This window comes from Rothia sp. P4278, assembly GCF_048512945.1.
Lineage (GTDB): Bacteria > Actinomycetota > Actinomycetes > Actinomycetales > Micrococcaceae > Rothia.
Genome location: NZ_JBLXXU010000004.1, coordinates 110,265 through 132,478 on the forward strand (window position 1 = coordinate 110,265; position 22,214 = coordinate 132,478).

General features: G+C 55.4%; 23 protein-coding genes. 12 read left to right on the top strand and 11 right to left on the bottom strand.

Annotated elements, in window-relative coordinates; all coding sequences use genetic code 11:
* Positions 1–73: 73 nt before the first annotated feature.
* Positions 74–352 (top strand): hypothetical protein, encoded by a 279-nt coding sequence (locus ACN085_RS08640; protein WP_419111264.1) that lies wholly within the window; start codon positions 74–76, stop codon positions 350–352.
* Between the two features lie 426 nt (positions 353–778).
* On the top strand, positions 779–1,345 hold the full coding sequence (locus ACN085_RS08645) for a hypothetical protein (RefSeq protein WP_419111265.1): 567 nt from the start codon (positions 779–781) through the stop codon (positions 1,343–1,345).
* A gap of 257 nt (positions 1,346–1,602) precedes the next feature.
* Here the strand turns inward: ACN085_RS08645 and ACN085_RS08650 are convergent, their stop codons facing one another.
* A complete protein-coding gene (locus ACN085_RS08650; RefSeq protein ID WP_419111266.1) occupies positions 1,603–2,496 on the bottom strand; it encodes a hypothetical protein in 894 nt (297 codons plus the stop codon).
* Between the two features lie 441 nt (positions 2,497–2,937).
* On the opposite strand from ACN085_RS08650, the gene ACN085_RS08655 reads away from it, so the two are divergent.
* The 4 genes from ACN085_RS08655 (at position 2,938) to ilvA (ending at position 7,578) form a co-directional block, all read left to right on the top strand.
* Positions 2,938–3,837: an HAD-IIB family hydrolase gene (locus ACN085_RS08655; RefSeq protein WP_419111267.1), complete on the top strand. Its 900-nt coding sequence runs from the start codon at positions 2,938–2,940 to the stop codon at positions 3,835–3,837.
* Positions 3,838–3,953: 116 nt separating this feature from the next.
* Positions 3,954–4,817 carry a Bax inhibitor-1/YccA family membrane protein gene (locus ACN085_RS08660; protein ID WP_419111268.1) on the top strand — a complete coding sequence of 288 codons (864 nt, stop codon included), beginning with the start codon at positions 3,954–3,956 and terminating at the stop codon, positions 4,815–4,817.
* A gap of 212 nt (positions 4,818–5,029) precedes the next feature.
* Complete coding sequence (locus tag ACN085_RS08665) at positions 5,030–6,310, top strand: AI-2E family transporter (protein WP_419104409.1); 1,281 nt, start codon at positions 5,030–5,032, stop codon at positions 6,308–6,310.
* Positions 6,311–6,321: 11 nt separating this feature from the next.
* The gene (gene ilvA, locus ACN085_RS08670; RefSeq protein WP_419104410.1) at positions 6,322–7,578 is read left to right on the top strand and encodes a threonine ammonia-lyase; all 1,257 of its coding nucleotides are present in this window, start codon (positions 6,322–6,324) and stop codon (positions 7,576–7,578) included.
* A gap of 124 nt (positions 7,579–7,702) precedes the next feature.
* Here the strand turns inward: ilvA and greA are convergent, their stop codons facing one another.
* Entirely contained in the window at positions 7,703–8,203 is a 501-nt protein-coding gene (gene greA / locus ACN085_RS08675; protein WP_419104411.1) for a transcription elongation factor GreA, read from the bottom strand.
* Positions 8,204–8,358: 155 nt separating this feature from the next.
* A complete protein-coding gene (locus ACN085_RS08680) occupies positions 8,359–8,796 on the bottom strand; it encodes a DUF4307 domain-containing protein (RefSeq protein ID WP_419111269.1) in 438 nt (145 codons plus the stop codon).
* A gap of 114 nt (positions 8,797–8,910) precedes the next feature.
* On the opposite strand from ACN085_RS08680, the gene mca reads away from it, so the two are divergent.
* Entirely contained in the window at positions 8,911–9,873 is a 963-nt protein-coding gene (gene mca / locus ACN085_RS08685) for a mycothiol conjugate amidase Mca (RefSeq protein ID WP_419111270.1), read from the top strand.
* A gap of 68 nt (positions 9,874–9,941) precedes the next feature.
* The gene (locus ACN085_RS08690; protein ID WP_419111271.1) at positions 9,942–10,310 is read left to right on the top strand and encodes a hypothetical protein; all 369 of its coding nucleotides are present in this window, start codon (positions 9,942–9,944) and stop codon (positions 10,308–10,310) included.
* 105 nt (positions 10,311–10,415) lie between these two features.
* Here the strand turns inward: ACN085_RS08690 and trhA are convergent, their stop codons facing one another.
* Positions 10,416–11,156: a PAQR family membrane homeostasis protein TrhA gene (gene trhA, locus ACN085_RS08695; protein WP_419111272.1), complete on the bottom strand. Its 741-nt coding sequence runs from the start codon at positions 11,154–11,156 to the stop codon at positions 10,416–10,418.
* A 159-nt stretch (positions 11,157–11,315) separates the two neighbouring features.
* On the opposite strand from trhA, the gene ACN085_RS08700 reads away from it, so the two are divergent.
* From ACN085_RS08700 to ACN085_RS08710, 3 genes are read left to right on the top strand one after another with little or no spacing between them, the layout of a single operon-like run.
* Positions 11,316–12,077 (top strand): isoprenyl transferase, encoded by a 762-nt coding sequence (locus ACN085_RS08700; RefSeq protein WP_419099901.1) that lies wholly within the window; start codon positions 11,316–11,318, stop codon positions 12,075–12,077.
* Positions 12,078–12,086: 9 nt separating this feature from the next.
* Entirely contained in the window at positions 12,087–12,620 is a 534-nt protein-coding gene (locus ACN085_RS08705; RefSeq protein ID WP_419111273.1) for a prepilin peptidase, read from the top strand.
* Positions 12,621–12,658: 38 nt separating this feature from the next.
* Positions 12,659–13,144 carry an NUDIX hydrolase gene (locus ACN085_RS08710; RefSeq protein WP_419099899.1) on the top strand — a complete coding sequence of 162 codons (486 nt, stop codon included), beginning with the start codon at positions 12,659–12,661 and terminating at the stop codon, positions 13,142–13,144.
* A gap of 63 nt (positions 13,145–13,207) precedes the next feature.
* Here ACN085_RS08710 and ACN085_RS08715 read toward each other — a convergent pair whose 3' ends face one another.
* The 3 genes from ACN085_RS08715 to ACN085_RS08725 all read right to left on the bottom strand — a co-directional run bounded on the left by ACN085_RS08715 (position 13,208) and on the right by ACN085_RS08725 (position 16,127).
* The gene (locus ACN085_RS08715) at positions 13,208–14,614 is read right to left on the bottom strand and encodes a class II fumarate hydratase (protein WP_419111274.1); all 1,407 of its coding nucleotides are present in this window, start codon (positions 14,612–14,614) and stop codon (positions 13,208–13,210) included.
* A gap of 69 nt (positions 14,615–14,683) precedes the next feature.
* Positions 14,684–15,310: a carbonic anhydrase gene (locus tag ACN085_RS08720; RefSeq protein WP_419099897.1), complete on the bottom strand. Its 627-nt coding sequence runs from the start codon at positions 15,308–15,310 to the stop codon at positions 14,684–14,686.
* Between the two features lie 97 nt (positions 15,311–15,407).
* The gene (locus ACN085_RS08725; RefSeq protein WP_419111275.1) at positions 15,408–16,127 is read right to left on the bottom strand and encodes a DUF4245 domain-containing protein; all 720 of its coding nucleotides are present in this window, start codon (positions 16,125–16,127) and stop codon (positions 15,408–15,410) included.
* Between the two features lie 200 nt (positions 16,128–16,327).
* On the opposite strand from ACN085_RS08725, the gene glpX reads away from it, so the two are divergent.
* Positions 16,328–17,323 carry a class II fructose-bisphosphatase gene (gene glpX / locus ACN085_RS08730; RefSeq protein ID WP_419104418.1) on the top strand — a complete coding sequence of 332 codons (996 nt, stop codon included), beginning with the start codon at positions 16,328–16,330 and terminating at the stop codon, positions 17,321–17,323.
* Positions 17,324–17,406: 83 nt separating this feature from the next.
* Here the strand turns inward: glpX and ACN085_RS08735 are convergent, their stop codons facing one another.
* The 4 genes from ACN085_RS08735 to ACN085_RS08750 all read right to left on the bottom strand — a co-directional run bounded on the left by ACN085_RS08735 (position 17,407) and on the right by ACN085_RS08750 (position 22,031).
* Entirely contained in the window at positions 17,407–18,426 is a 1,020-nt protein-coding gene (locus tag ACN085_RS08735; protein WP_419111277.1) for a lipid II:glycine glycyltransferase FemX, read from the bottom strand.
* A gap of 40 nt (positions 18,427–18,466) precedes the next feature.
* Positions 18,467–20,008, bottom strand: coding sequence for an LCP family protein (locus ACN085_RS08740; protein ID WP_419111278.1), 1,542 nt, complete (start codon positions 20,006–20,008; stop codon positions 18,467–18,469).
* Between the two features lie 144 nt (positions 20,009–20,152).
* A complete protein-coding gene (purE, locus tag ACN085_RS08745) occupies positions 20,153–20,791 on the bottom strand; it encodes a 5-(carboxyamino)imidazole ribonucleotide mutase (RefSeq protein WP_419111279.1) in 639 nt (212 codons plus the stop codon).
* Between the two features lie 64 nt (positions 20,792–20,855).
* Positions 20,856–22,031, bottom strand: a complete 1,176-nt coding sequence (locus tag ACN085_RS08750) for a 5-(carboxyamino)imidazole ribonucleotide synthase (protein WP_419111280.1) — start codon at positions 22,029–22,031, stop codon at positions 20,856–20,858.
* Positions 22,032–22,214: the final 183 nt, after the last annotated feature.

Consider the following 22,214-nt stretch of genomic DNA (forward strand, 5'->3'; position numbering starts at 1 on the left):
AGCCCAACGGGGCGTTTTTCTTGTCTCCTGCAGCTATTGACACTGAGATTGAGACTGAGACTGAGAGTGAACAGTGAAAAATAAAGAAAAGATGCTTTCGCGTCTGGGGTTCATAGTTTTGGCCCCCGCAGTTGTTTGGTATATAGATCTTTTGTTGATGGGAACCGAAACCCCTCTTCAGACCTTTGTCACGGTAGTTTCTCTTACTTCTCTTTTTGTTCTATCGTTCTTCCTGTTTGCCTTTGGGGGGGATAGAAAAATGGCTGTTTTAAGCGCAATCCTAGCTGTTTTCGCTATACCGTTTGCTTTTCTAGTGGCCTCTGTTCTTGGTGCCCAGTCGGGAATATATTGAATATATAGGAAGTAGCCGTGTATGTTGGATGCCCTGGATTTAGCTCCGGGGCATCTTCATCTGCCGCAGGAGTAAAGGATTCTCCTTGGGGTTCAAGGGAGGGGTATTGTTGGGCGGGGCTGGTTATCCTTGGCGGTTGAATGTTTTTGCATGAGGGTAGTTTTTTTTGGGGGGGGCTGGCATCCTATCAATATGGACTGCTGATGAATTGCCTACCGGTGAAACCGCAACTCTTGAGGTAGCTGGCGTGCTGCTCGAACCGTTACCACCGCAGCGAAAATCGGTGACTACTTAGCAGGCGTTCTTCAAGAAATATTAGGATGCAGTGACGCCCTCACGGACAGTATCTCAACTATTCTCAACAGTGGAGGGATACAATCACAGATATCCCTCCACGTGTTTCTCAAATCAAGGGGAGCAGTACTCATGACATCTAACCAGGCATACGATCAGAATCACCCAGAATACGTTTCTTTGTCCGCAGCCTATCTAGGGCACCTGATGACCAGTGCTCTTCTGGCTTTCCTGGCAGGCCTTATCTACTGGTTACTCTCATTCCTCTTCCCGGCACTTGATTTTGGGGGTCAAAGCCTCGTTGTCTTTATCAGTGCTGTGGTCCTTGGGGGTGAGCTGATTGTGGTGCTGTTGCAACGTCCCTTTATTATCAAGGCGTCTCACGGTGACCCGGGTGGATGGGGCTATGCTTTACCTGAGTTTCTAGTGCTCCCTTGTTTGGCGGGATCGGGGGCCTTTCTGATCTCTCATGAGGCAGTGGCTGGTCTTGTGTGTGCGCTTGTGTTCTTTATTGTTTTTGGAGTTGTGGGTTTCTTGTCTAAGCCGTGGAAGCCAGGTCTGTCTCGTGCTGAGATTCGGGAAAGGTCTGAGCAGACTAAAGATATGGTTAAAGCAGGTTATCTAGAGGAAAAATATCGTGATCTAGAGGTTGATTCTGCGCATCGGGATTTATTTAAGAAACGATATTACGATCTGTAAAAGGACACGGGAGCTTTCTTCCGTGTCTTTTCATGTTCCCAAGCAGAACCTTGTCTATATATAGTTTTCCCCCGAGATGCCTATCAGCCTACTTTAGTCGCCGTGTTAACCCATTGGCTTACAACTCGGGAGGTAGCGGCCTTCTCAACCAATCGCCCTCCTCCGGGGTGTAGTTCAGCTCAAGCACATCCCCGAACAGCCCCCTGGTGCCATGCCACAGGGGGTGCTATCAGCAAACAGTAAGGGATACTGCAATCTCAGAGCCGGTGACCTGATTTTAGCTCGGCTAGCTCTCCAGCCATTTGCGTCAGGTCGTTTTTGGCTCTGATGTCGTCCCTGACTTTAACAAGCTCTGGATAGTTATAGAAAAATGAAAGTTTTTGTGACTTGAGACTGTCGTCCTCTGGCCTATCCAAAACAACAAAATAAGCAAATGATTCTGCAAGATCCTCAACCGGATTCTCAGCAGCATACTCAGTGATGAAGTCATCGGGGCGCTGGTCAAAAGAACCCTGGTAAGAATCAATACGATTCGCACCTATGCCCGAATCTTTCTGGCTGATACCGGGATGGTCCTTCCAGAATTTATCGTAAAAAGCACTAAGGTAGGAGTCTTTTTTTAAGGTTCCCTCTTGAACGGCATGGGCAGTATCTTGATTCTCTTCTGAACTCATCTGTTGACTGTTCAGGGCAATAATGTGTGCCATTTCGTGGATGATAGTAACCGTACTGGAGGGTGTTAGCTGCTGGTTCTTATTTAGAGTGTCGTCCAGATCAACGGAGATAGTCCAGGTTGTCAGGTCCTCGTTGAGATTAACCGAGGCAAGAACCCCATCTTTACCGTCGGTCACTACCTCGTATGTGCTAATCATCGATAGGTACTGCGGGGGGATGATTTGTATGATTTTTTCCCAGATGATCTTGTCCTCTCGATCGACAGCACCGTCCTGTCCAACCAGGTTAGTAGAAGATATCTGACCGTCCTTGATTGCGTATTGGGCGTAAAGATCTGGCTCCTCCTGCCCCTCATCTTCTTGGACGACGTCCTGGCTGATGTGGCTGGGCGCAGGTTGCGCTTCAGGTTCATTATGGCAGGCACTCAAGAGCATAGATGATGCGATAATCAGCGATGTTGCCAGGGTTCTTTTCACAGAAATTCCTTTGGGTTTTGAGCATTTCAAGCTCGTAGTGTCATGGAGCAGAAGGGTAATGGGATGCTTCAAGCTAGCTAAAATGCGGAGGAAGCAGTTAGAAGTACTGGCCTATGAATACCAAACTTGGACGGGCACCTTAAATCTAATGGGAGGGCGTCTGATGCCCTCTGAAAATCTTATTTCTGGTAATCCGGTGGCATCAAAACTTATATAAGTGTAGCCGCCTAGAGGGCCTAGATGGAAGTCCATCCTTGGTGATCAGGCTAAAGAGCCGGGGACGATCTCCCTGATCTTCTTTCTAGCGGGGCCTATATACTTGCTTTTGGCAGAATAAGGTCAAGCAGACATAGGGGCTCTGGCTGTGCTGTTTGTTCAAAAGCGCTTTGGTCCCCTGGTCAAGACAAGCCGCTAACCCGTGAGCGAGGAGAAAAACCTGTGGTGAATGACAAGGAAGCGAAAGCCCCCCACCTGTACGCTGTAGACCTTGATGGGACGCTGCTTGCAGAAGATAAAACCTATGACCATGCTCAGTTCGACCGGGTCATGAATCTGCTGGCGGAGCAAGGCTCCTACCTGGCTATTGCTACCGGCAACCAGATGCCCAAGATCCAGCAGTACATGGCTGGACATGAGCACCACTCCAACCTCTACTACATCGCTGAGAATGGTGCCATTATCCACAATCAGGGGAAGGACCTAGCGCTCTGGAGTTTTAGCCCGGAATTGGTTGAGCAGACGCTGAAGGCACTCCAAGCCCACCCCCAGTTCGGTCTTGTTATCTCCTGCCGAAACGGATCTTATGTCCCCCAGGAGCGGCTTGAGCCCATCGCAAGCCTGATCCTTGCCCAGATTAAGGCCAAGGGTATTCAGGTGCCAGACCTTGACGAGAGCAACCCGCTCAGTGCCCTGCGACTTTTCTACCCCAATGCTCAGCTTCTGACAGATCGGAGTCAGCTTGCTGATACCGTAGTGAAGTTGGCGCTGACAAGCTCCGGGCAAGAGGATGCTTATGAAACCCTGGCAATGGTTCAAGAAGCTCTACCTGAAGGTATCGTAGCGACCTCAAGCGGTTTTGGGGCTATTGACCTGATTCTTGAGGGCCATCACAAGGGGCACGGGCTAGAGTGGCTGGCTAACCACCTGGGGGTACCTGGGCAGCAGACAACGGCTTTTGGTGATAGCGGCAATGATCTTGAAATGTTCCGCTACGCGGGCCGGGCACTTGCAATGGCAAATAGCGATCCGGTTCTCTTAGACGAGGCCAGCCTGCAGATCGGCTCTCATAAGGAAGGCGCTGTCTTGAACTTTATTGAGGGGGAGCTGACCTCGGCAGGGTAGAACTGAGTTCCCTTATCACGCCCTGAGAAAAAAGGGCAGAAAAAAGATGTTCTATCAGCTAGGCTGGTGAACAAGATATTTACGTGAACTCAGTATCACAGCGAGGAGAACATAGCGTGGCTGGAAACCCACTCATTAACAACATGACTAAGCCTCAGGGGGATCCCCGCTTCGGGCAGTTCGGTGCCGGCGGAACCACCACCGCATCGAACCCTTATGGCCAGCAGGCCCCCTACGGCCAGCAGGCTCCCTACGGCCAGCCCGTATCTGCTGAGCAGCTCAACCAGATGTACACCGCGCCTGCCGCAACCCCAGTAGACACTAATCGTATTACCATCAACGACATCATCGTCAAGACCGGCCTCAACTTTGGTCTGGTCCTTGTGGCCGCAGTTATTGCCTGGCAGTTCCCCATTCTGATGTTTGTCGGTCTGGTTGGCGGTTTGGTTCTGGGCTTCGTCAACGCCCTCAAGAAGCAGGTTTCGCCTGCTCTGGTCATGACCTACTCGGTCATGGAAGGCTTCCTGGTCGGTGGCCTCTCACTCTTCTTCGAGGCTTCCTACCCTGGCATCGTTATTCAGGCGGTTCTGGCAACCGTCATCGTCTTCGGGACCATTCTGGCGCTCTTCTCCTCTGGCAAAATTCGTGCCACTGCTAAGCTGACCCGCTTTTTCATGGTCGCAGCTATCTCTTACACCGTTTTCTGCCTGGTCAATCTTGTGACCTCGATGTTCTTTGATTTCAATGCTCGGAGCGTTGAAGTTATGGGTATTCCTCTGGGACTGATTATCGGTCTTTTCGCTGTATTGCTGGCAACCTACTCCCTACTGCTTGATTTCACCCACGCAAGTGAAGCTATCAAGTCAGGTCTGCCCGAGCGCGAATCTTGGCGTATCGCTTTCGGCCTAGTGGTATCACTGGTCTGGCTTTACATCGAGATTCTCCGCGTTATTTACTACATTCGCTCCATGGCTGACTAAGGGTAAGACAACCAATATAGGGAAGGGCAGAAGCTGGGAAACCGGCTTCTGCCCTTCCTATCTCCAAGGGCCTGAGAGCAACCTAGGGCAGGGGCGCTCCTGAGCCTTCAAGCAGCTATTTGTACCCAGTGTGAGCGAGCTTAGTCACTCTCAGAGAAACGACATGGGTTAGTCGGTGCCACAGGTACTCAAAACATGGGAAGATGGACAGCATGAGTAACGACACCTCCCCATCATCTCGATCTAGCTCTGCTGTCAGTCAGCAGCTTCCCTTTGCCTTACGCATTGCTTCGGCATGGGCCTGGAGGCTGATGATTATAGCCATTGCAGCCGCAACCCTCTACTGGGCGCTAGCCAAAGTATCGCTCATCATTATTTCTGTGATGATTGCAGCTCTCTTGGCGGGATTAGTATCACCTGTGGTTTACTTCCTGCGCCGATACAGAGTTTCAAACGGGTTAGCAACAGCTATTACCGAAATTGGTCTGATCGCCCTGGTCATTGGGCTTCTAGCCATGGTGGGGCAACAACTAACCGTAGGTTTTTCGTCTCTCTCTGACCAAGTCATAGAGGGCTGGAACCAGCTCCTAGCCCTGCTTTACAACCTACCCATTGATCTGGGGGCAGATAAGGTCAATGAATATATCAGCCAGCTCCTAGCGACCTTGCAAAACAACACCTCGAGCATTCTTAGCGGAGTAGCCAGTGTCAGCTCTACTGCAGCCGATATTGGAACCGGTATGGTGATCGTCCTCTTTACGCTGATCTTCTTCCTCTTAGAGGGGGAAAAAATCTGGCTGTTTATCGTCAAGCTCTTTCCGCGCGAGGCCCGTCGGGCAGTCAACGGGGCCGGTCGCCAGGGCTGGAGATCCCTAGTGTCTTATGTGCGGGTGCAGGTTTTTGTAGCGGCTGTGGATGCGGTGGGAATCGGTCTCTCTGCTTTCTTCTTGGGCGTCCCGCTGGCAGTGCCCCTGGGCGTCTTGGTCTTCTTGGGTTCCTTTATCCCGGTTATCGGTGCCTTACTTACCGGAGCTATTGCAGTTTTGCTGGCCCTGGTAGCCAACGGCCCCGTTAATGCTCTGGTGATGCTCCTTATGGTCCTGCTGGTCCAGCAGATTGAATCTAATATTCTCCAGCCTCTGGTCATGGGTAAGGCTGTATCACTGCACCCGCTGGCCGTGGTCATCGCGGTACTGGCAGGATCCATGCTTTACGGCGTCATTGGCGCTCTCTTCGCTGTACCCATCCTGGCAGTTACCAACACGGTGATTCGTTACCTTGCGGGACGAGAGTGGGAGAAAGACCCCTATATTCGAGAAAGCGAGTTCCTCTATCCTCACGAGCAAAAACGGTTAGAGCGAAAAGTTATTGCCGAAAAGGTCAAGGAACGCCTCAACCGTATTAAAGAAAAAGAAGGCGAGTTCAAGGCAGAAGAAGCTGCGACAGCTAGAGCAGATACAGGTCCCATGAATCACCAAGAAGCTACCAAATAAAGGGTACAGCCGTGCAAGATACCGCAGCTGAAAAGCTCCACGTAAGCATAGATAAGATCGAAGAAGCAACCCAACTACTCAAGGGTGTTATTGAACGCACCCCGGTTGCTCACTCCCGTGCCCTCAGTGAACAGATAGGTTCCGAGGTGTTTCTCAAATGTGAGAATCTACAACGATCGGGGTCCTTCAAGGTACGCGGTGCCTATGTGCGCATGGCTAAACTGACTCAGGCTGAAAAGGCCCTTGGAGTGGTCGCTGCCTCGGCTGGAAACCACGCCCAGGGCGTAGCCCTTGCAGCCTCTCGCCTGGGGATCTCTGCCCGAATCTACATGCCGCAGGGCGCTGCACTGCCCAAGGTTGCTGCTACCCGCAGCCACGGGGCAGAGGTTATCCTGCACGGCGTTAATGTTGATGAGGCGCTGGCTGAGGCCAAACGTTTCGCTGAGGAAACGGGTGCTGTTTTTGTTCATCCTTTCGATAATGAGGATATTATCGCGGGGCAGGGTACCTTGGGCCTTGAAATTCTGGAGCAGGTTCCTGATGTCGACACTATCCTGGTAGGTGTTGGCGGTGGTGGCCTGCTGGCTGGCCTGTCTATTGCTGTGCGTGAAAAAGAAAAACAGCTCGGCAAAAAGATTCGCATTATCGGCTTGCAGGCTGAACATGCTGCAGCCTACCCACCCTCACTAGCTGCCGATGCTCTGGTGCCCCTCAAAAAGGTATCAACTATCGCTGACGGTATTGCGGTAGGCCGGCCCGGTCAGCTCCCCTTCACCATCATTAAAACCCTGGTGGACGATGTTCATACGGTATCTGAGGACGAAATCGCCCGTGCCCTTATCTTCCTGATGGAACGCAACAAATTAGTTGTTGAGCCTGCCGGTTCTGTATCGGTTGCCGCTCTGATAAGCGGGAGCCTGAAAGAAAAATACGGTGACCTGGGCACTACCGTCTGTGTTCTTTCGGGCGGCAATATCGACCCCATGCTCATGCTTAAGGTGATTCAGCGAGGCCTGTCAGCCGCTGGGCGTTACATGACTATCAAGATGATGCTCAATGACCGCCCCGGTGAGCTCACCACTATCTCGCGCATCATTTCTGAGCGCGATGCCAATGTGACCGGTGTGGACCACACCCGTGTGGGCGGTGCCCTGTCGATGGGCGATGTGTCCATCACCATTGATATGGAGACCAAGGGCGCTGAGCACTGCAAAGAAGTAATTGCGGCACTAGAGGCCGCCGGCTATCAGCCGATTGTGGTCTACTAAGCCAAGGGTCAGACCCTGCCGTAGCCTGCAAGGACTGCAGAAGCAGCATAGATCCTCAAAAGCCCGGGTGCTTCCCTTCAAGAAGAGAAGCACCCGGGCTTTTATTTTGCCTCATGGCTGGCTACTATCCCTGGAAGGGTTTAGCGGAGACGATGGTAACAGGAATCTGCTTACCGTTCGGGGCCTCGTAGGAGAGCTCTTCACCAACCTTGTGCCCGTTGATGGCGGCGCCCATGGGGGACTTCTCAGAGAAGACCTGCAGGTCGCTACCATCGACCAGGGTATCAGCGACTTCGCGGGATCCCAGCAGGAAGGTCATAGTCTTGCCGCCGATCTTGGCTTCAACGACCATGCCGGGGGTGACAATGCCGTCATCGGCTGCAGGCTTATCTGACACCTGGGCATTTTCAAGCAGTTGCTGGAGCTGTTTGATGCGGCCCTCATTCTTACCCTGCTCTTCGCGAGCGGCGTGGTAGCCGCCGTTTTCTTTGAGGTCGCCCTCATCACGGGCCGCAGAGATACGGTCGATGATTTCCTGGCGGTAGGGTCCAGAGAGGTGCTCTAGCTCAGCCTTGAGCTTGTCGTAGGCTTCGGGAGTGAGCCAAGCGCCTTCGCGTTCTGTCATTATTACTCCTTGTAATCGGTGCGGTGTTAGATTCTCTTGCACCGGCTGAATCTGAGAAAGAGACAGAGCGATAGCTTGTACTCTTTCAAGGTTTTCGTGCCTAGTCTACCCATAGACGGTGGCCGCGCCTCAACTTGAGACGAGATAGCGGACGGTTAGGGGGCTTTCCAGCAACTGTCAACGGTCGTGGTGGTAGCTTCGCCCAGTACCCGCAGCTGTACGGTTTGAACCGAAATGCCGTTGCCGTTCTGGTCCGTGTAGGGGCCCACTGCTACTTCTTTCCAACCTACGGGCGCGCCCGCTGAGTTGAGCGCTTTGACGGCGCAGATGGCGGTGTCCTCGGGGTGTTTGCTGACCTCAAAGGTTAGCTTGACCTCATCGGAACTAGTCAGGGTGAACCCCACATCACGGGCCGTTGGCTGGTCGTTGGAATCGAGCTGTACCCACAGAACGAAAGCCCCACCGATGACAGCCGCTGTGAGGCTGAGCATGTACCAAAAGCCCTTGGGTAAGGGCTTTCGCTGGCGGGCTGTACCGTAGCGGTCTTGGAGCTTGGTGGCGGCCATGGCCGGGCCTTTCATACGGGGTAACATGGGGTGCTATCTTCGGGTTTCTGGCAGGTAGAATTGACCAGTGTGTTCGAGTGGGTAGCACTCCTTACGATACCCCAAACACCGGCCTGTCACCTTGCCTAAGAGAGTTATCGTATGACCGTAGCAGAAATATCTACCCCAGCCTATGACCCGGCCCTGGTGGCTCCCCTGAAGGATGATTACACCGGCCTGCGTATTCTGGCTGTCCACGCCCACCCTGACGATGAATCGTCAAAGGGAGCCGCAAGTATGGCAGCTTATGTAGCTCGTGGTGCCCGTGTGATGGTTGCATCGATGACCGGTGGCGAGCGCGGAGATATCCTGAACGCTGAGGTAGAGAGCAACCCTCTTGCTCACCGTGATTTGGCGGGTGTTCGCCGTGCTGAGATGAAGCAGGCCGCTGAGGTCTTAGGGATTGAGCACCGCTGGATTGGTTTTGTCGATTCAGGGCTTCCCCAAGGTGATCCCTTGCCCCCGCTTCCCTTTGGCTCTTTTGCCAGCCTGCCGCTGGAGCAGGCTGCGGCTCCTTTGATCCGGTTGGTAAGGGACTTCAAGCCCCACCTTATTCTGACCTATGACGAGATAGGTGGTTACCCGCACCCGGACCACATCATGACCCACCGGGTGTCGATGGAGGCTTTCCAGAAGGCGGGGGAGCCCGGTGCTTACCCCGGGACCGGTCAACCTTGGCAGGTTTCTAAGATTTACTATGACCGCGCTTTTAGCCTGGACCGTATGAAGGCTTTTAACAGCTATCTTGAGGCTGAGGGTCTTGAGTCTCCTTTTGCCCAGTGGATTGCAATGTCCTTGGAAGAGGACGCTGAGGGGCACCGGCCTCCGATATCCCGGCACCAGACTACTACCCGCATTAACTGTGCTGACTTTTTTGAAAAGCGTGATCAGGCTCTGCTGGCTCATCGTTCCCAGGTGGCGCCGGACTCCATATTTTTTGTGGTATCGCCCGAGATTCAGCGGAAGATTTGGCCTTTTGAGGACTATGTGCTGGCTCATTCCCGGGTGGGCACCGAGTTACCCGAAACCTGTTTTGCGGCTGGTATCGACTTCACTGCAAGCTAAGTGCCTTACCTAGCTGTCATCGCTTGGGGCAACCTGGGCGCGTAGAATGGTTTACGGTCCTACCGGCCGTGCCCGCTTTTAACCCCTCAACGGAGGACATCATCACCGTGTCAGCACTGACTCCCTTTATTCTCCTCGCCGCTGAGGCTACCCCCACCGTTATTACAACGGTGAACCCGGACGGTTCTTTTAGGGGCTCACCCGGCATTATTGGCTTTATCGTGACTTCTATTATGGCTCTTGCCATTATCTTGTTGGGTCTTGATTTGACGCGCCGTGCCCGGCGCCTGCGGTACCGCAGTGAGTACGCTATTGCGCGTGAAGCTGAGGAACGTGCTGCGGCGGAGGCAGCCGCTGCTGGGCAGCAGGGCCAGGTTGTTCCGACAGTTCGTGATGAGGCTGTTGTTGCTCAGGATCATCTACGACGCCCGCACTAGGAAAACGGTCTGATAGCTTTATCGCTCCTGTGGGAGGCGGTACCCCATGCCGGGTGCCGCCCCGTGCTATACCGGGGGATGCGTACAACTGGCTCCCTAGGCTAGCTAGTGCAATAGGCTGATAAGAACTGCAATGTAGTGCTGGATAAAACCCAGCACGGTGAATACATGGAAGAGCTCATGGAACCCAAACACCTGGGGCAGTAGGGCCGGTTTTTTGGTGGCGTAGAAGCCTGCCCCCACAATGTAGGTGAGCCCACCGGTAGCAATGAGGACGGTGGCCGTGGGGGAGACCTGCCAGAAGTCACCCAGGAAGAAGACAGCGATTAGGCCCATGATGACGTAGATCGGGGTGTAGAGCCAGCGGGGTGCCCCCGTCCAAAAGATTCTGAAGAGGGATACTGAAAGCGCGCAGCCCCAGATAACCCAGAGCAGAACGGAGCGCTGGGTGCCTGTCAGCAAGGTGAGAGCAATGGGGGTGTAGGTGCCCGCAATCAGGAGGGTGATATTGGCGTGGTCAAGCCGTTTGAGCACCATACGCGGGCCGGCGGACCAGTAGCCCCGGTGGTAGATTCCCGAGGCACCAAAGAGCAGAACCCCGGTGAATGCAAAAATTGCGCAGGCTACGCCCAGGGTGCCACCGCCAGAGAGAAGAATCAGAATAATTCCGGCGACAAAGGCGATAGGGGTAAAGCCAGCGTGAATCCAACCGCGCAGGAGCGGTTTACCGTGGGTACGGTAGAAGTCCATGATTTCTTCTTGGACCTGGGTGACTTGAGGTTCTCGATACGTATTCTCTAATGCTTCGGTTCCACCGGTCTGGGGATTGCCAACATCTGAATCCATATACTCAGTATGGCAGGTTAAGCCGGCTTGGTTTGTTACCTGCCAGAAATAGAATGCGGATCTTCAAGCTAGGTTTGTACTGGTGGGGTCAGCCGATGTGCGACAGGGTAGAATGAGCAGGGTAGAACTCACCATGCACCGTCTTTTCAGGAGCCTTACATGAAGTTACCGCAACCTCTTTATACGGTCTATGAGCGGTCGCTAACAGCAGGGATTCCTGGCTCAAAGCTACCCCAGCACATTGGTGTGCTGGTTGACGGCAACCGCCGCTGGGCAGCTCTCTTGGGGGAGAGTACCAAGCACGGTCATGAAGCCGGTGCCGCCCGCATCATTGAGTTTCTTGGCTGGTGTACCGAGCTTAAGATTCCTATGGTGACTCTCTACATGCTTTCTACCGAGAACTTAAAACGTAGCAGCGAAGAGCTTAATGATTTGGTAGAGGTCATCGAGGGATTCGCGCAAAAACTTGCTGCCGCTCAAATTGCGCGGATTAAGGCTGTGGGCCGTCTCGATTCTCTCCCCGAGAGTCTACGTTCCACTCTTGAAGAGGGAGAGAACCAGACCGCCTCGCTGTGCGGGCTTCAGGTAAATATCGCCGTCGGGTACGGCGGTCGTCAGGAGATTACCGACGCGGTGCGGAGCCTGCTCCGTGAAGCAGCCGAGCAGGGTGCCAGCCTTGAAGAGCTTTCCGAGAAGGTCACCATTGAAGATATCTCCCGCCACCTGTATACCAGCGGCATGCCTGACCCGGACCTGCTGATCCGCACATCGGGGGAACAACGACTTTCCGGTTTTATGACCTGGCAGTCGGCTTACTCTGAGTTCTATTTCTGTGAGGCCCTATGGCCCGATTTCCGCAGGGTAGATTTCGTGCGGGCCCTGCGTGACTACGCCCAGCGTCAACGCCGTTTCGGCTCTTAATCGAATATGGTGCACGAGCTTTATCAGTTGCTAGCCGATGCTCTGGCAGGTAGCTGGCAGTCAGGCTTAGCGGCCCTCCTGATGGGGTGGGTGGCCGGTTACTACCTTCTCTGTGCCACTCGCCTGTGGATTATCGATGCGCGGGAGCACCGCCTGCCTGACCGGATTGTTCTGCCCATGTACGCGCTAGTCGGCCTACCTCTACTCGGGGTTACCCTGCTGACAGCCCCCGATAGCTTTGAGACTGCCCGCCAGACTGCTTACTCCGGGGTGATCATGGGGGGCTTCTACTGGGTGATGCGCCTTGCTTCTGGCGGGGCCCTCGGCTTGGGCGACATCAAGCTTGCCGGTGTCTTGGGTCTGCTCCTGGGCTACTTCTCCCCGCTTAACCTGCTCTGGGGCAACCTGCTCATCTTCCTCCTGGGCGGCCTCTACTCCCTGGCACTGATACTCACTGGCAGAGCACAGGCCAGAACCCATATAGCCTTTGGCCCTTTCATGCTCTTAGGCACCACCATTGCCTTGCTATTCCCCGCTACCTAATGTGCTCCCGTCCCGGTCGCTCCCTGAAAGGAGACCCCATGCCTACCCCAGACTTCATCACCCAGCTCCGTAGCAAAGTCGGCCACGAGCTCCTGTGGCTATCGGGTGCTACCGCGGTTATCCAGCGTGAGAATGGCGATATCCTCCTGGTACGCCGCAGTGATAACGGTCAGTGGACTCCGGTGACCGGCATCGTTGACCCCGGGGAAAGCCCCGCCCTGACCTGCCTACGCGAAGCCCAGGAAGAGGCGAACGTGGTGATTGAGGTGGTTGCCCTGGGGCAGGTCAAAGCGGACCCGTCTATGACCTTTGGTAATGGGGATCGCTGCCAGTTTCTGGACCACACTTTCTATTGCCGCTATGTGTCAGGAGAAGCCACCGTCAACGACGAAGAATCAAGCGAGGTACGTTGGGTGCCGCTAGAAGACCTCACCCAGTTCTGTAGCCCGCGCATGTTAGACCGCATCGACGCGGCCCTCAAGCACCGTCAGGGCGCCCGCTTCGACCTTCTCTCCCACCCCTAAGACAGCCAAAGCCCCGGCCCATACAAGGGCGCCGGGGCTTTGCTCTTAGCTAGCGGGGGGAGGTTAGAAACTACCCAGCATCTTGGTGACATCGAGTGCCTGATCGAGCTGTTCTTCGGTGACTTCACCGCGCTCAACGTAGCCCAGAGCAATCACGGCTTCGCGGACGGTAGTCTTATGAGCTACCGAGTACTTAGCGATCTTTGCAGCGGCCTCGTAACCAATGAGCTTGTTCATGGGGGTCACGGTGGAGGGCGAAGCCTCCGCCAGGAATCGAGCACGCTCTACATTTGCCTCAAGCCCGTCAATCATCTTATCGGCCATCACACGCGAGGTATTGGACAGCAGACGGATCGATTGGAGCAAATTAGCGGCCATGACTGGAATACCCACATTCAGCTCAAAAGCACCGTTGGTCGATGACAGGGCGATAGTGGTGTCATTACCGATGACCTGGGCGGCAACCATAATGGCCGCCTCACAGATAACGGGATTGACCTTACCAGGCATAATCGAGGAGCCGGGCTGAAGGTCGGGAATATGGATCTCACCCAGACCGGTATTGGGTCCCGAACCCATCCACCGAATATCGTTATTAATCTTCATGAAAGAGTAGGCGATATTGCGCAGCTGGCCAGAGGCCTCAACCAGACCGTCACGGTTGGCCTGAGCCTCAAAGTGGTTGCGTGCCTCGGTCAGGGGCAGGCCGGTTTCCTCAGCCAAGAGTTCAATCACACGCGCGGAGAAACCATCAGGTGTGTTAATGCCGGTACCGACAGCGGTGCCACCCAGGGGTACCTCAGCTACGCGGGGGAGTGAGGCATGGATACGCTCAATACCGTAACGTACCTGAGCTGCGTAACCGGAGAACTCCTGGCCTAGGGTCACGGGGGTAGCGTCCATCAGGTGAGTACGGCCGGACTTAACAACGTCCTTGAACTCAAGAGCCTTACGCTCGAGTGACTCAGCCAGGTACTCCAGCGCAGGGACCAGATCCTTGAGCAGAGCCTCGGTAGCTGCCAGGTGGACGGAGGTTGGGAAGACATCGTTGGAGGACTGAGAAGCGTTCACATGGTCGTTGGGGTGAACCTCAATATCTTTACCGGACAGGGCGCGGTTAGCCAGGGTGGCGAGTACCTCATTGGTGTTCATATTCGATGAGGTACCGGAGCCGGTCTGGAAAACATCGATGGGGAAGTGCTCATCGTAGGCACCCGAAGCTACCAGGTCAGCGGCGTCGCGGATAGCCTGGGCACGGGTAGAGTCAAGCACACCGAGCTCTTCATTGGCGCTCGCAGCTGCTTTCTTGATAAGAGCTAGAGCACGAATGTGGGCGGGCTCCAGAGTTTGACCTGAGATGGGGAAATTCTCAACGGCACGCTGGGTCTGGGCACGGTAGAGGGCGCTTTTGGGGACGCGAACCTCACCCATAGTGTCGTGTTCAATGCGGTATTCAGTGTTTTCAGTCATAGCTATAGCTTAGTACGTTTGCGTGATGCCTGTCGCATCCGAGTCGGAAGATGACAGCTGAGAAGACCACTAAATTGTGATGAGTGGGGAGGAGGAATAGACCAGGTCGGCTTTGCCATCAGCCAGATGGTAAAAAACCCCGATGACGGCAATACTGCCATCCTCGATACCTTCTCGGATAATCCCGGACTGTTCGGCAATACGGGCTGCTGTTTGGCGAGTGTGCTCAACTACCATGTCGCTGATACTGGCATTTTCCGGCAGTTCGGGGGAGATAACTGAGGGCAGGATTCCCTCTACCAGGTTGCGGATAAAGCCCGGTGGCATAGTCCCGGATTCGAGAGCCTGCCTGGTTGCCGTAATTGCACCGCAGGCATCGTGCCCCAGTACCATGATGAGATGAATGTTGAGTTCACCGGCTGCGTATTCTAAAGAACCTAGAACGGCATCATCGAGTACCTGCCCGGCAGTACGAACCACAAAAGCATCGCCCAGACCCAAATCGAAAATAATCTCAGCTGCCAGGCGGGAGTCCCCACAGCCGAAAATAGCGGCAAAGGGGTACTGCCCATCGACCAGTTCAGCCCTACGAGTAGCGTCTTGATTGGGGTGGGAGCGTGTACCCGCCACAAAACGGGCGTTGCCTTCTACCAGGCGTTCCCAAGCCTGGATGGGGGTTTCAATACTGGTGCTCATGCTGGGCTTCTTTCCGGCGATCAATCTGTTGAAGACTAACCTAGCAGGCAGTTTCCCGCTCCCGGCAGATGAACTGCCACTTATCTTGTGGTGTGTCCTAGCGGATGCCGCTGGAGGGCGTGGGCGCGACTGTCGAGGAGGGGGAGTCCATATAACTGACTGTTGCTTCAATCAGGGCCTGGAACTCAGAGGCTTCAGCTTCTCCCTTGAAGATGAGAGTGGTTCCCTTGACCTCTCCAATGTAGAAAGTAGTCACCTTAGATTTATGGTCGGGATCAGCCAAGGACCGGACTTCCCATTCGAGGGATGCTACGTTGACCCTAGCCTCCGGTACCGCATTGCCTACGGTCTGGGCTATCCAGGTGGGGTTGGTGTTGGTAGCTTGAATCAGCTCAATGAAATGGTTGGTGGGTGTGACCTGGCCGGTTGACCAATAGTTGATACCATCCGCTTGGCCGGTGACCCAGCGGGCATAGTTGTAGTGCCAGCCCTGCTGCTGGGCAGCCGCCACCGGGTAGCCTGCCTGGTCACTGGCCTCATAGGCTACAAGGGGTAGGTCTACTGAGGGGCGGTAGGGGTTCTTATTGGGCTGCGGCATGAGCCAGATAACCGGTAGCAGAAGAAGAACCATGACCACCATGGAAATCACCATATTGCGCGCTGGGGCGTTGATGCGCTGGGCCTGCTTTTCTGTGATCTGGGGCAGGACACGGTCATCACCGTTCTCCGGTGCGGTAGCTGATGGCTGGCTGTCGTTGCCAGCTAGCTGCTGGGAGTCTGTGGGGCGCTGGGGGTCAGGAGTCATGGATGAAGTCACGTCTCCTATTCTCATATACGAAGTGGCTCCTACGCCAACCGAGGTTCATTGTGTCATATAGCCGATTTAGCTGGAGCGGACGGGGTGGGGCCATGAAAGGCAGAGATGAAACGAGTAGGCTAGAAGGTATACGGCGCAGCGAAGCGTCCCAGTGCGGTGTTGCGCCTAAAAATAATTGATAAGAACTCGAAGGTGAGAAGATGTCCCCAATAAGCAAGGAAGACCGCAATCTCGCGCTCGAATTGGTGAGAGCTACAGAAGCGGCAGCCATTGCGTCCGGCCCCCTGGTAGGTGCCGGTGATAAGAACATGGCAGATGGCGCGGCCGTTGATGCCATGCGTGCCCGTTTGAAAACCGTTCAATTCAACGGAACCGTTGTCATTGGCGAGGGCGAAAAAGATGAGGCCCCCATGCTCTTTAACGGCGAGCAGGTGGGTGACGGTAGCGGAACCCGCTTTGATGTTGCGGTCGATCCGATTGACGGTACCCGCCTTACCGCTCTGGGCATGGATAACGCTCTTTCGGTCATCGCGGTAGCCGAAAGCGGAACCATGTTTGATCCCTCCGCTGTGTTCTACATGGAGAAACTGGTCACCGGCCCTGAGGCCGCCGATCTGGTTGATTTGCGCCTGCCCGTCAAGCAGAACCTGCACCTTGTTGCTAAGGCTAAGGGCACCAGCGTTAGCCAGCTGACCGTATGTGTGCTGGACCGTCCCCGCCATGCCAAGCTGGTTGAAGATATTCGCGCCACCGGTGCGCGTACCCGCATGATCCTGGACGGTGACGTTGCTGGTGCTATTGCAGCTTGCCGTGAGGGCACCGGCGTGGACCTGATGATGGGTATTGGTGGTACCCCCGAAGGTATTGTTTCGGCCTGCGCTATTAAGGCAACCGGTGGCATCATTCAGGGCCGTCTGGCTCCTACCGATGAAGCGGAGCGCCAGAAGGCACTGGATGCCGGACACGACCTCGATGCGGTTCTCACCACCGATGACCTGGTTACCACCGATAACTGCTTCTTTGCCGCAACCGGTATTACCGACGGCAAACTACTCCGCGGTGTACGTTACGGCCGCGACACCGTAACCACCCAGTCACTGGTCATGCGCGCCAAATCAGGTACTGTACGCCTGATTGAAGCTGAACATAAGCTCTCCCGCTACTCAGAGGTTCTCTCTAGCCTGATGCAGGGCTAAATAGCCACTGAGATAAAAGATAAAGCGCTGGCCCACCGATAGGAGTATCGGTGGGCCAGCGCTTTATGTCTTAGCTTAGGTATTTACTTACCCAGCTTGGTACCAAGAGCCGCTAAGGTGCCCTTGGCCTTGGGAAGGACTCTCTCGGTAGCAAGGCTCTTGCCTTTGCCCGCAAGCTCACGGGCTGAACGGATACCCTTGTAGGCCCTGTATCCGTTAGTAGAGACGGGCAAATCCCAGGTGCCGGGGAAAGACACTGAGGCGCCCCCAAAAGATTTCTTAAATTTGGTAAAACCAGCCCATTCGTGGTCGGGATCATCGGTGGGGGCAATACCAAAGAGATCCATGTAGCTGAGGCCGGACTCTTTAGCATCGAAAATAATGTGTGACAGGAGCGGGTTGCCTACTGTGAGCCTGCGGTGCTCAAAGGAGGTCGCTGCGTGCGCATAGGTGCGAGTGTCATCTGAGTCGTAGCAGAGTGAAGCGCCGATCGGCTCTCCGTCAGCCTTAGCGATGAACAGGTTGGCCGCCCCCGCGGGCATCAGCACCTCAGCGACCGTCCTGAGGTAGTCGTCCTGCTGGCGGTTGAAGCCCAGGCGGTTAGCGGTCTGGTCCAAGTAGCCTAGCAGAATATCGACGTCTGCTGGGTTCTGAGACTTCTCGAAAGAAACACCCTTCTTGTGGATATTTCGGTGCAGGTTGCGGTTGGTTGCTGACATCCCCTTGAGAATGTCCTCTTCTGACTGAGTCAGATCAATGACCTGGGTGTGGGCCGGCTGAATCTGGCGAGGAGAGAGCTTGAAACCCTTGGCCGCAAGGAACGCTTGGCCACTAGGCTCACCCCAGATAGCGCTGTTAGTGGGTTCAACCCGAATAAACCAGCAGTTAGCGTCAGATGCTAGGTGCTTCATATCGGCAATAGCGGCATCGAAAGCTACTTCATTGTCAGCGTCGGGGCCGTAGGGAGCATAAAGATAGCGGCCGGTTGAACCGCCTTCCAGGGTGGCCATATACCGCCAGCCCTCACCCTGACCACGGAAAACTTGGTGGCCGTTTGCTTCTTGGAACTTAGCCCAGATATCTGACTGCAAGATATTACTCATGCTCACCAGCTTACCGCCTTTAGCCACCGGCTTTCTGCTCCTAAGGTACTGAGCAGGTCCCGTTCTCGCTCAGCTCAGCGACAGGCTGGGCGCGGTAGGCCACGGTTTCAATGACAGGGACACCGTTTGCCTCTGCGGCGGCGGAGACCGCTGTGGGCTGGATACCCTGGGCTGAGTCCGTAATTACCTGCTGGATGGCGGCCTGGAGCTGGTCAAAATCGGGGTAGGTGGGGAACAAAGCGTCAAAGTAGGGAGGGCCAGCCGCAAACTGAATGAGGCCGTAATTCTTGGACTTAAGAGCCACATCGCCTAGGGCCGCCAGGCCGTTTTGGGGCAGATTGGTCTCGATGACCTGCTCACCGGCAGCGGTGATATCGGCAAACTTGGTGAGAACGTTGGCAGGATCAAGCTGTTTGAGCATAGCGGCCTGCACACAGCGCTGGCGGGCCTGCCTGTCGTAGTCACTGGCACCCTCACGGGAACGGGCATACCAGAGCGCATGGAAACCATCAAGGTGTTGAACACCCGGCTCAATATAGCCGTCAATGGGGTTGGGCAGGCCGGTAATCTCATTGGTGCCGCCGCCAATGGGTACACGACCACCCACATCAATAGTGATACCGCCCAAGGCATCAATGAGCTGTTCGAAGCCTGACATATCAATGAGTAGATAGTTCTCTACGGTAATTCCCAGAACCCCAGAAACAGCGTCCATGGTGGCCTCGGCCCCGGGATCGTCAGCTCCGGGATAAAGGTCAGCATAGTTAGCTGTGACAGTGGGGTAGAGGGCATTGAGGATGCACTCATCACCGCAGTTAAAACCCTCGGGGTAGACCTGCCAGAGCGGTGAGTTTTCCTCAAAGATAGCGTTCTGGAGGTTACGCGGAACCGAGATAGTGATGGCCTGGCCGGTTTTGGCATCAATAGATGCAACGGTCATGGAGTCGGGGCGGCGGCCCACACGGTCGGCCCCGGCATCACCACCCATGAGAAGAATGTTGTAGCGACCGTCCTGTTCTTTAAGCTGGGTCCCACCGGCAAAGATATCGCCCAGGACCCCGCGTCCTAGCCAAGTGACGTAAGCGCCGTAGGTTAGGCCACCACCGGTCACCAGAATTGAGGCTATGACTGCCAGCGTTACCAGAGTCTTGGAGCGGCCTTCGAGTAGGCCTGGGCGGATAGCTAATAGGGTATCGACCAGAAGCAGCACCCAGCCTGCGGCCAGCAGAATCAGCAGGCCGGTGACCAGCATGAGAGACCAGGCGCTTGTCAAGAGTGAAAGAACCAGGGTGCGGCGTACCGCCCACAGCACAACCAGCAGTATAACCAGCGCCCACATGGACAGGGTGACGATGAGTGCTCTGCGCCCCAGCACCCTACGCCCGGTCAGGAGCTGGGCTGAACCGGGCAGAACCAGGGTAAGTAGAAGTAAGACCCAGGCGCGGCGTGATCGTACCCCCGCCGAGGCCTTTTCTGGGTGGCGCAGAGGATCCGTGTAGAGAGGCTCAGCAAGGTGTTGACCACGCCCCCGGGTGCCACTAATAGGCTCGGGTGCCAAGGGCTGGTTACTCTGGCGGGACATAGGGTGCCTCCCTGAAAATGATGGTTCACAAGAAGCCGGTGTGGCTGAGTAGAAAACTACTCAACCACACTAGCGAAAGAAACTGGGTGCTAACGGGGCGCGCGGTGAGAAAAGAGTTTTTATTCTGCTCACCTCTGTCGCTCTTTAGGGGGCGTAGGGTGTTTTAGGTACCTCATCGGTAGGCTTGGTAGCGGCCTTGGGAGCCTGCTGTGAGAGCGCAGGCCGGGGAGCGGATTCATCGAGCTCGTCTTTGTACTCCTGGACCTTAGCGCGCAGGGCTGAACCCTTGTCCTGGGCGCTTTGGCGGAGCGAAGCGGCAAAATCGACCAAATCTGAGCGGACCTGGCGGGCAAAACCGTCATCGCCTGAACCCAGGATTCGAAGGGCAAGCAGGCCAGCGTTGCGGGCACCGTCGATAGAGACCGTTGCCACGGGAACCCCTGCGGGCATCTGGACGATTGAGAGCAGTGAGTCCATGCCGTCGAGGCTCTTGAGTTTGATCGGCACACCAATCACGGGCAAGGGAGTCACCGAAGCCAGCATACCGGGCAGGTGCGCGGCACCGCCGGCACCGGCAATAATCACGCGCAGGCCCCGTTCGTGGGCCTTACGGCCGTAGGCAATCATGTCTTGGGGCATACGGTGGGCGGAGACAACATCGACCTCGTAGGGTATGCCGAACTCTTCCAGAGCCTGAACGGCGGCTTCCATGACCGGCCAGTCAGAATCGGAGCCCATCACAATACCGACGATGGGGTTGCTTGAATCGTAAGGGGAAGCCATGAGCGCTCCTTGGGGTTGGTGGCCTAAAGCCGGGTTACTAAAGATTGAGCATCAGACCGAGCCCTTAGGCTAGGCCGTTGGTGAGTAGGGAGGCGGCCTGGGCTGCCTGCTGCCTCAGGTCGCTGAGTTCAGCGCGCGACCCGGTCAGGTTAATATGCCCAATCTTGCGACCGGGCTTAACCGCCTTGCCGTAGTAGTGCACTTTGGCGGCCGGGTAGGCTTTCATGAGGGCGGGATAGACTCCAAAAATATCGTCGTTGGTTCCACCCAAGAAATTCTTCATGAGCGCCACCTCGCCCTTGATCGCGGTACTACCGAGGGGATAGTTGGCTACCGCGCGGAGGTGCTGCTCAAACTGGCTGGTGACTGAGCCGTCCTGGGTCCAGTGGCCAGAGTTGTGGGGGCGCATGGCGAACTCGTTGATCAGGAAGCCGTGATCACTGCCGGGTACTTCAAAGAGCTCAACGGCCATAACGCCGGTAACACCAAGCTCGGTTGCTACCGTGACAGCGGCATCCTGGGCCTTCTGGGCTACCCGGTCACTGATGCCCGGTGCGGGGGCCATGACCTCATCGCATACGGAATTGACCTGGATAGATTCGGCTACAGCCCAGGGTTCAACCTGGCCGGCATCGTTGCGGGCTACCAGGGCAGAGAGCTCCCGATTGAAAGGGACCTTTTCTTCTGCAAGCAAGGCAGAGAAATCAGTGCGCTGGGGGAGTTGCTCAAACCAGGAGGCAGATTCTTGGGCCGCCTGCTGAGCAGAATCAAGAACCATGACCCCCTTGCCGTCGTAACCGCCACGAGGAGTCTTCAGCACAAGCGGCCACCCGATGCTGTCACCAAAAGCCAGGAGGTCATCGAGGGTTCTTACCTCGGCCCAGCGCGGGTTGGGTAGCCCCAGCCGGTCAACCGCCTTACGCATCTGAATCTTGTCCTGGGCATAGACCAGGGCGGAGGGACGCGGTTGGACGTTGATTCCCTCAGAGATTAACCGTTCCAGCAAAGCCGTGGGAACGTGCTCATGGTCAAAAGTGAGAACATCAACCTCGCGGGCAAAAGCCGCCAGAGTTTCGTAGTCGCGGTAATCACCAATCGGTGCTTGCGCGACCGCCGCACGGGCACATACTCCCGAATCTTCTGCCAGAACAGTCAGGTCAAAGCCAAGTTCCGTGGCAGCAGGGGCCATCATGCGGGCCAGCTGGCCACCACCAATAACACCAATTTTGGGTCCAGTCATAGGGTAGGTCACATCCACTAGGCTACCCGTGCGCAGGGGGCTTGTAAAAGTATTCCCCACATAATGAAGCGCCTGTCTGGTGTGGAGATTATTCCCAGCTAATCCACCGCCACATGTAAGCAAAAAATACTCTTGAGATCTAAGCGCCTGCTCGACAGGCTGTACTATGTGAACAGATGAGTG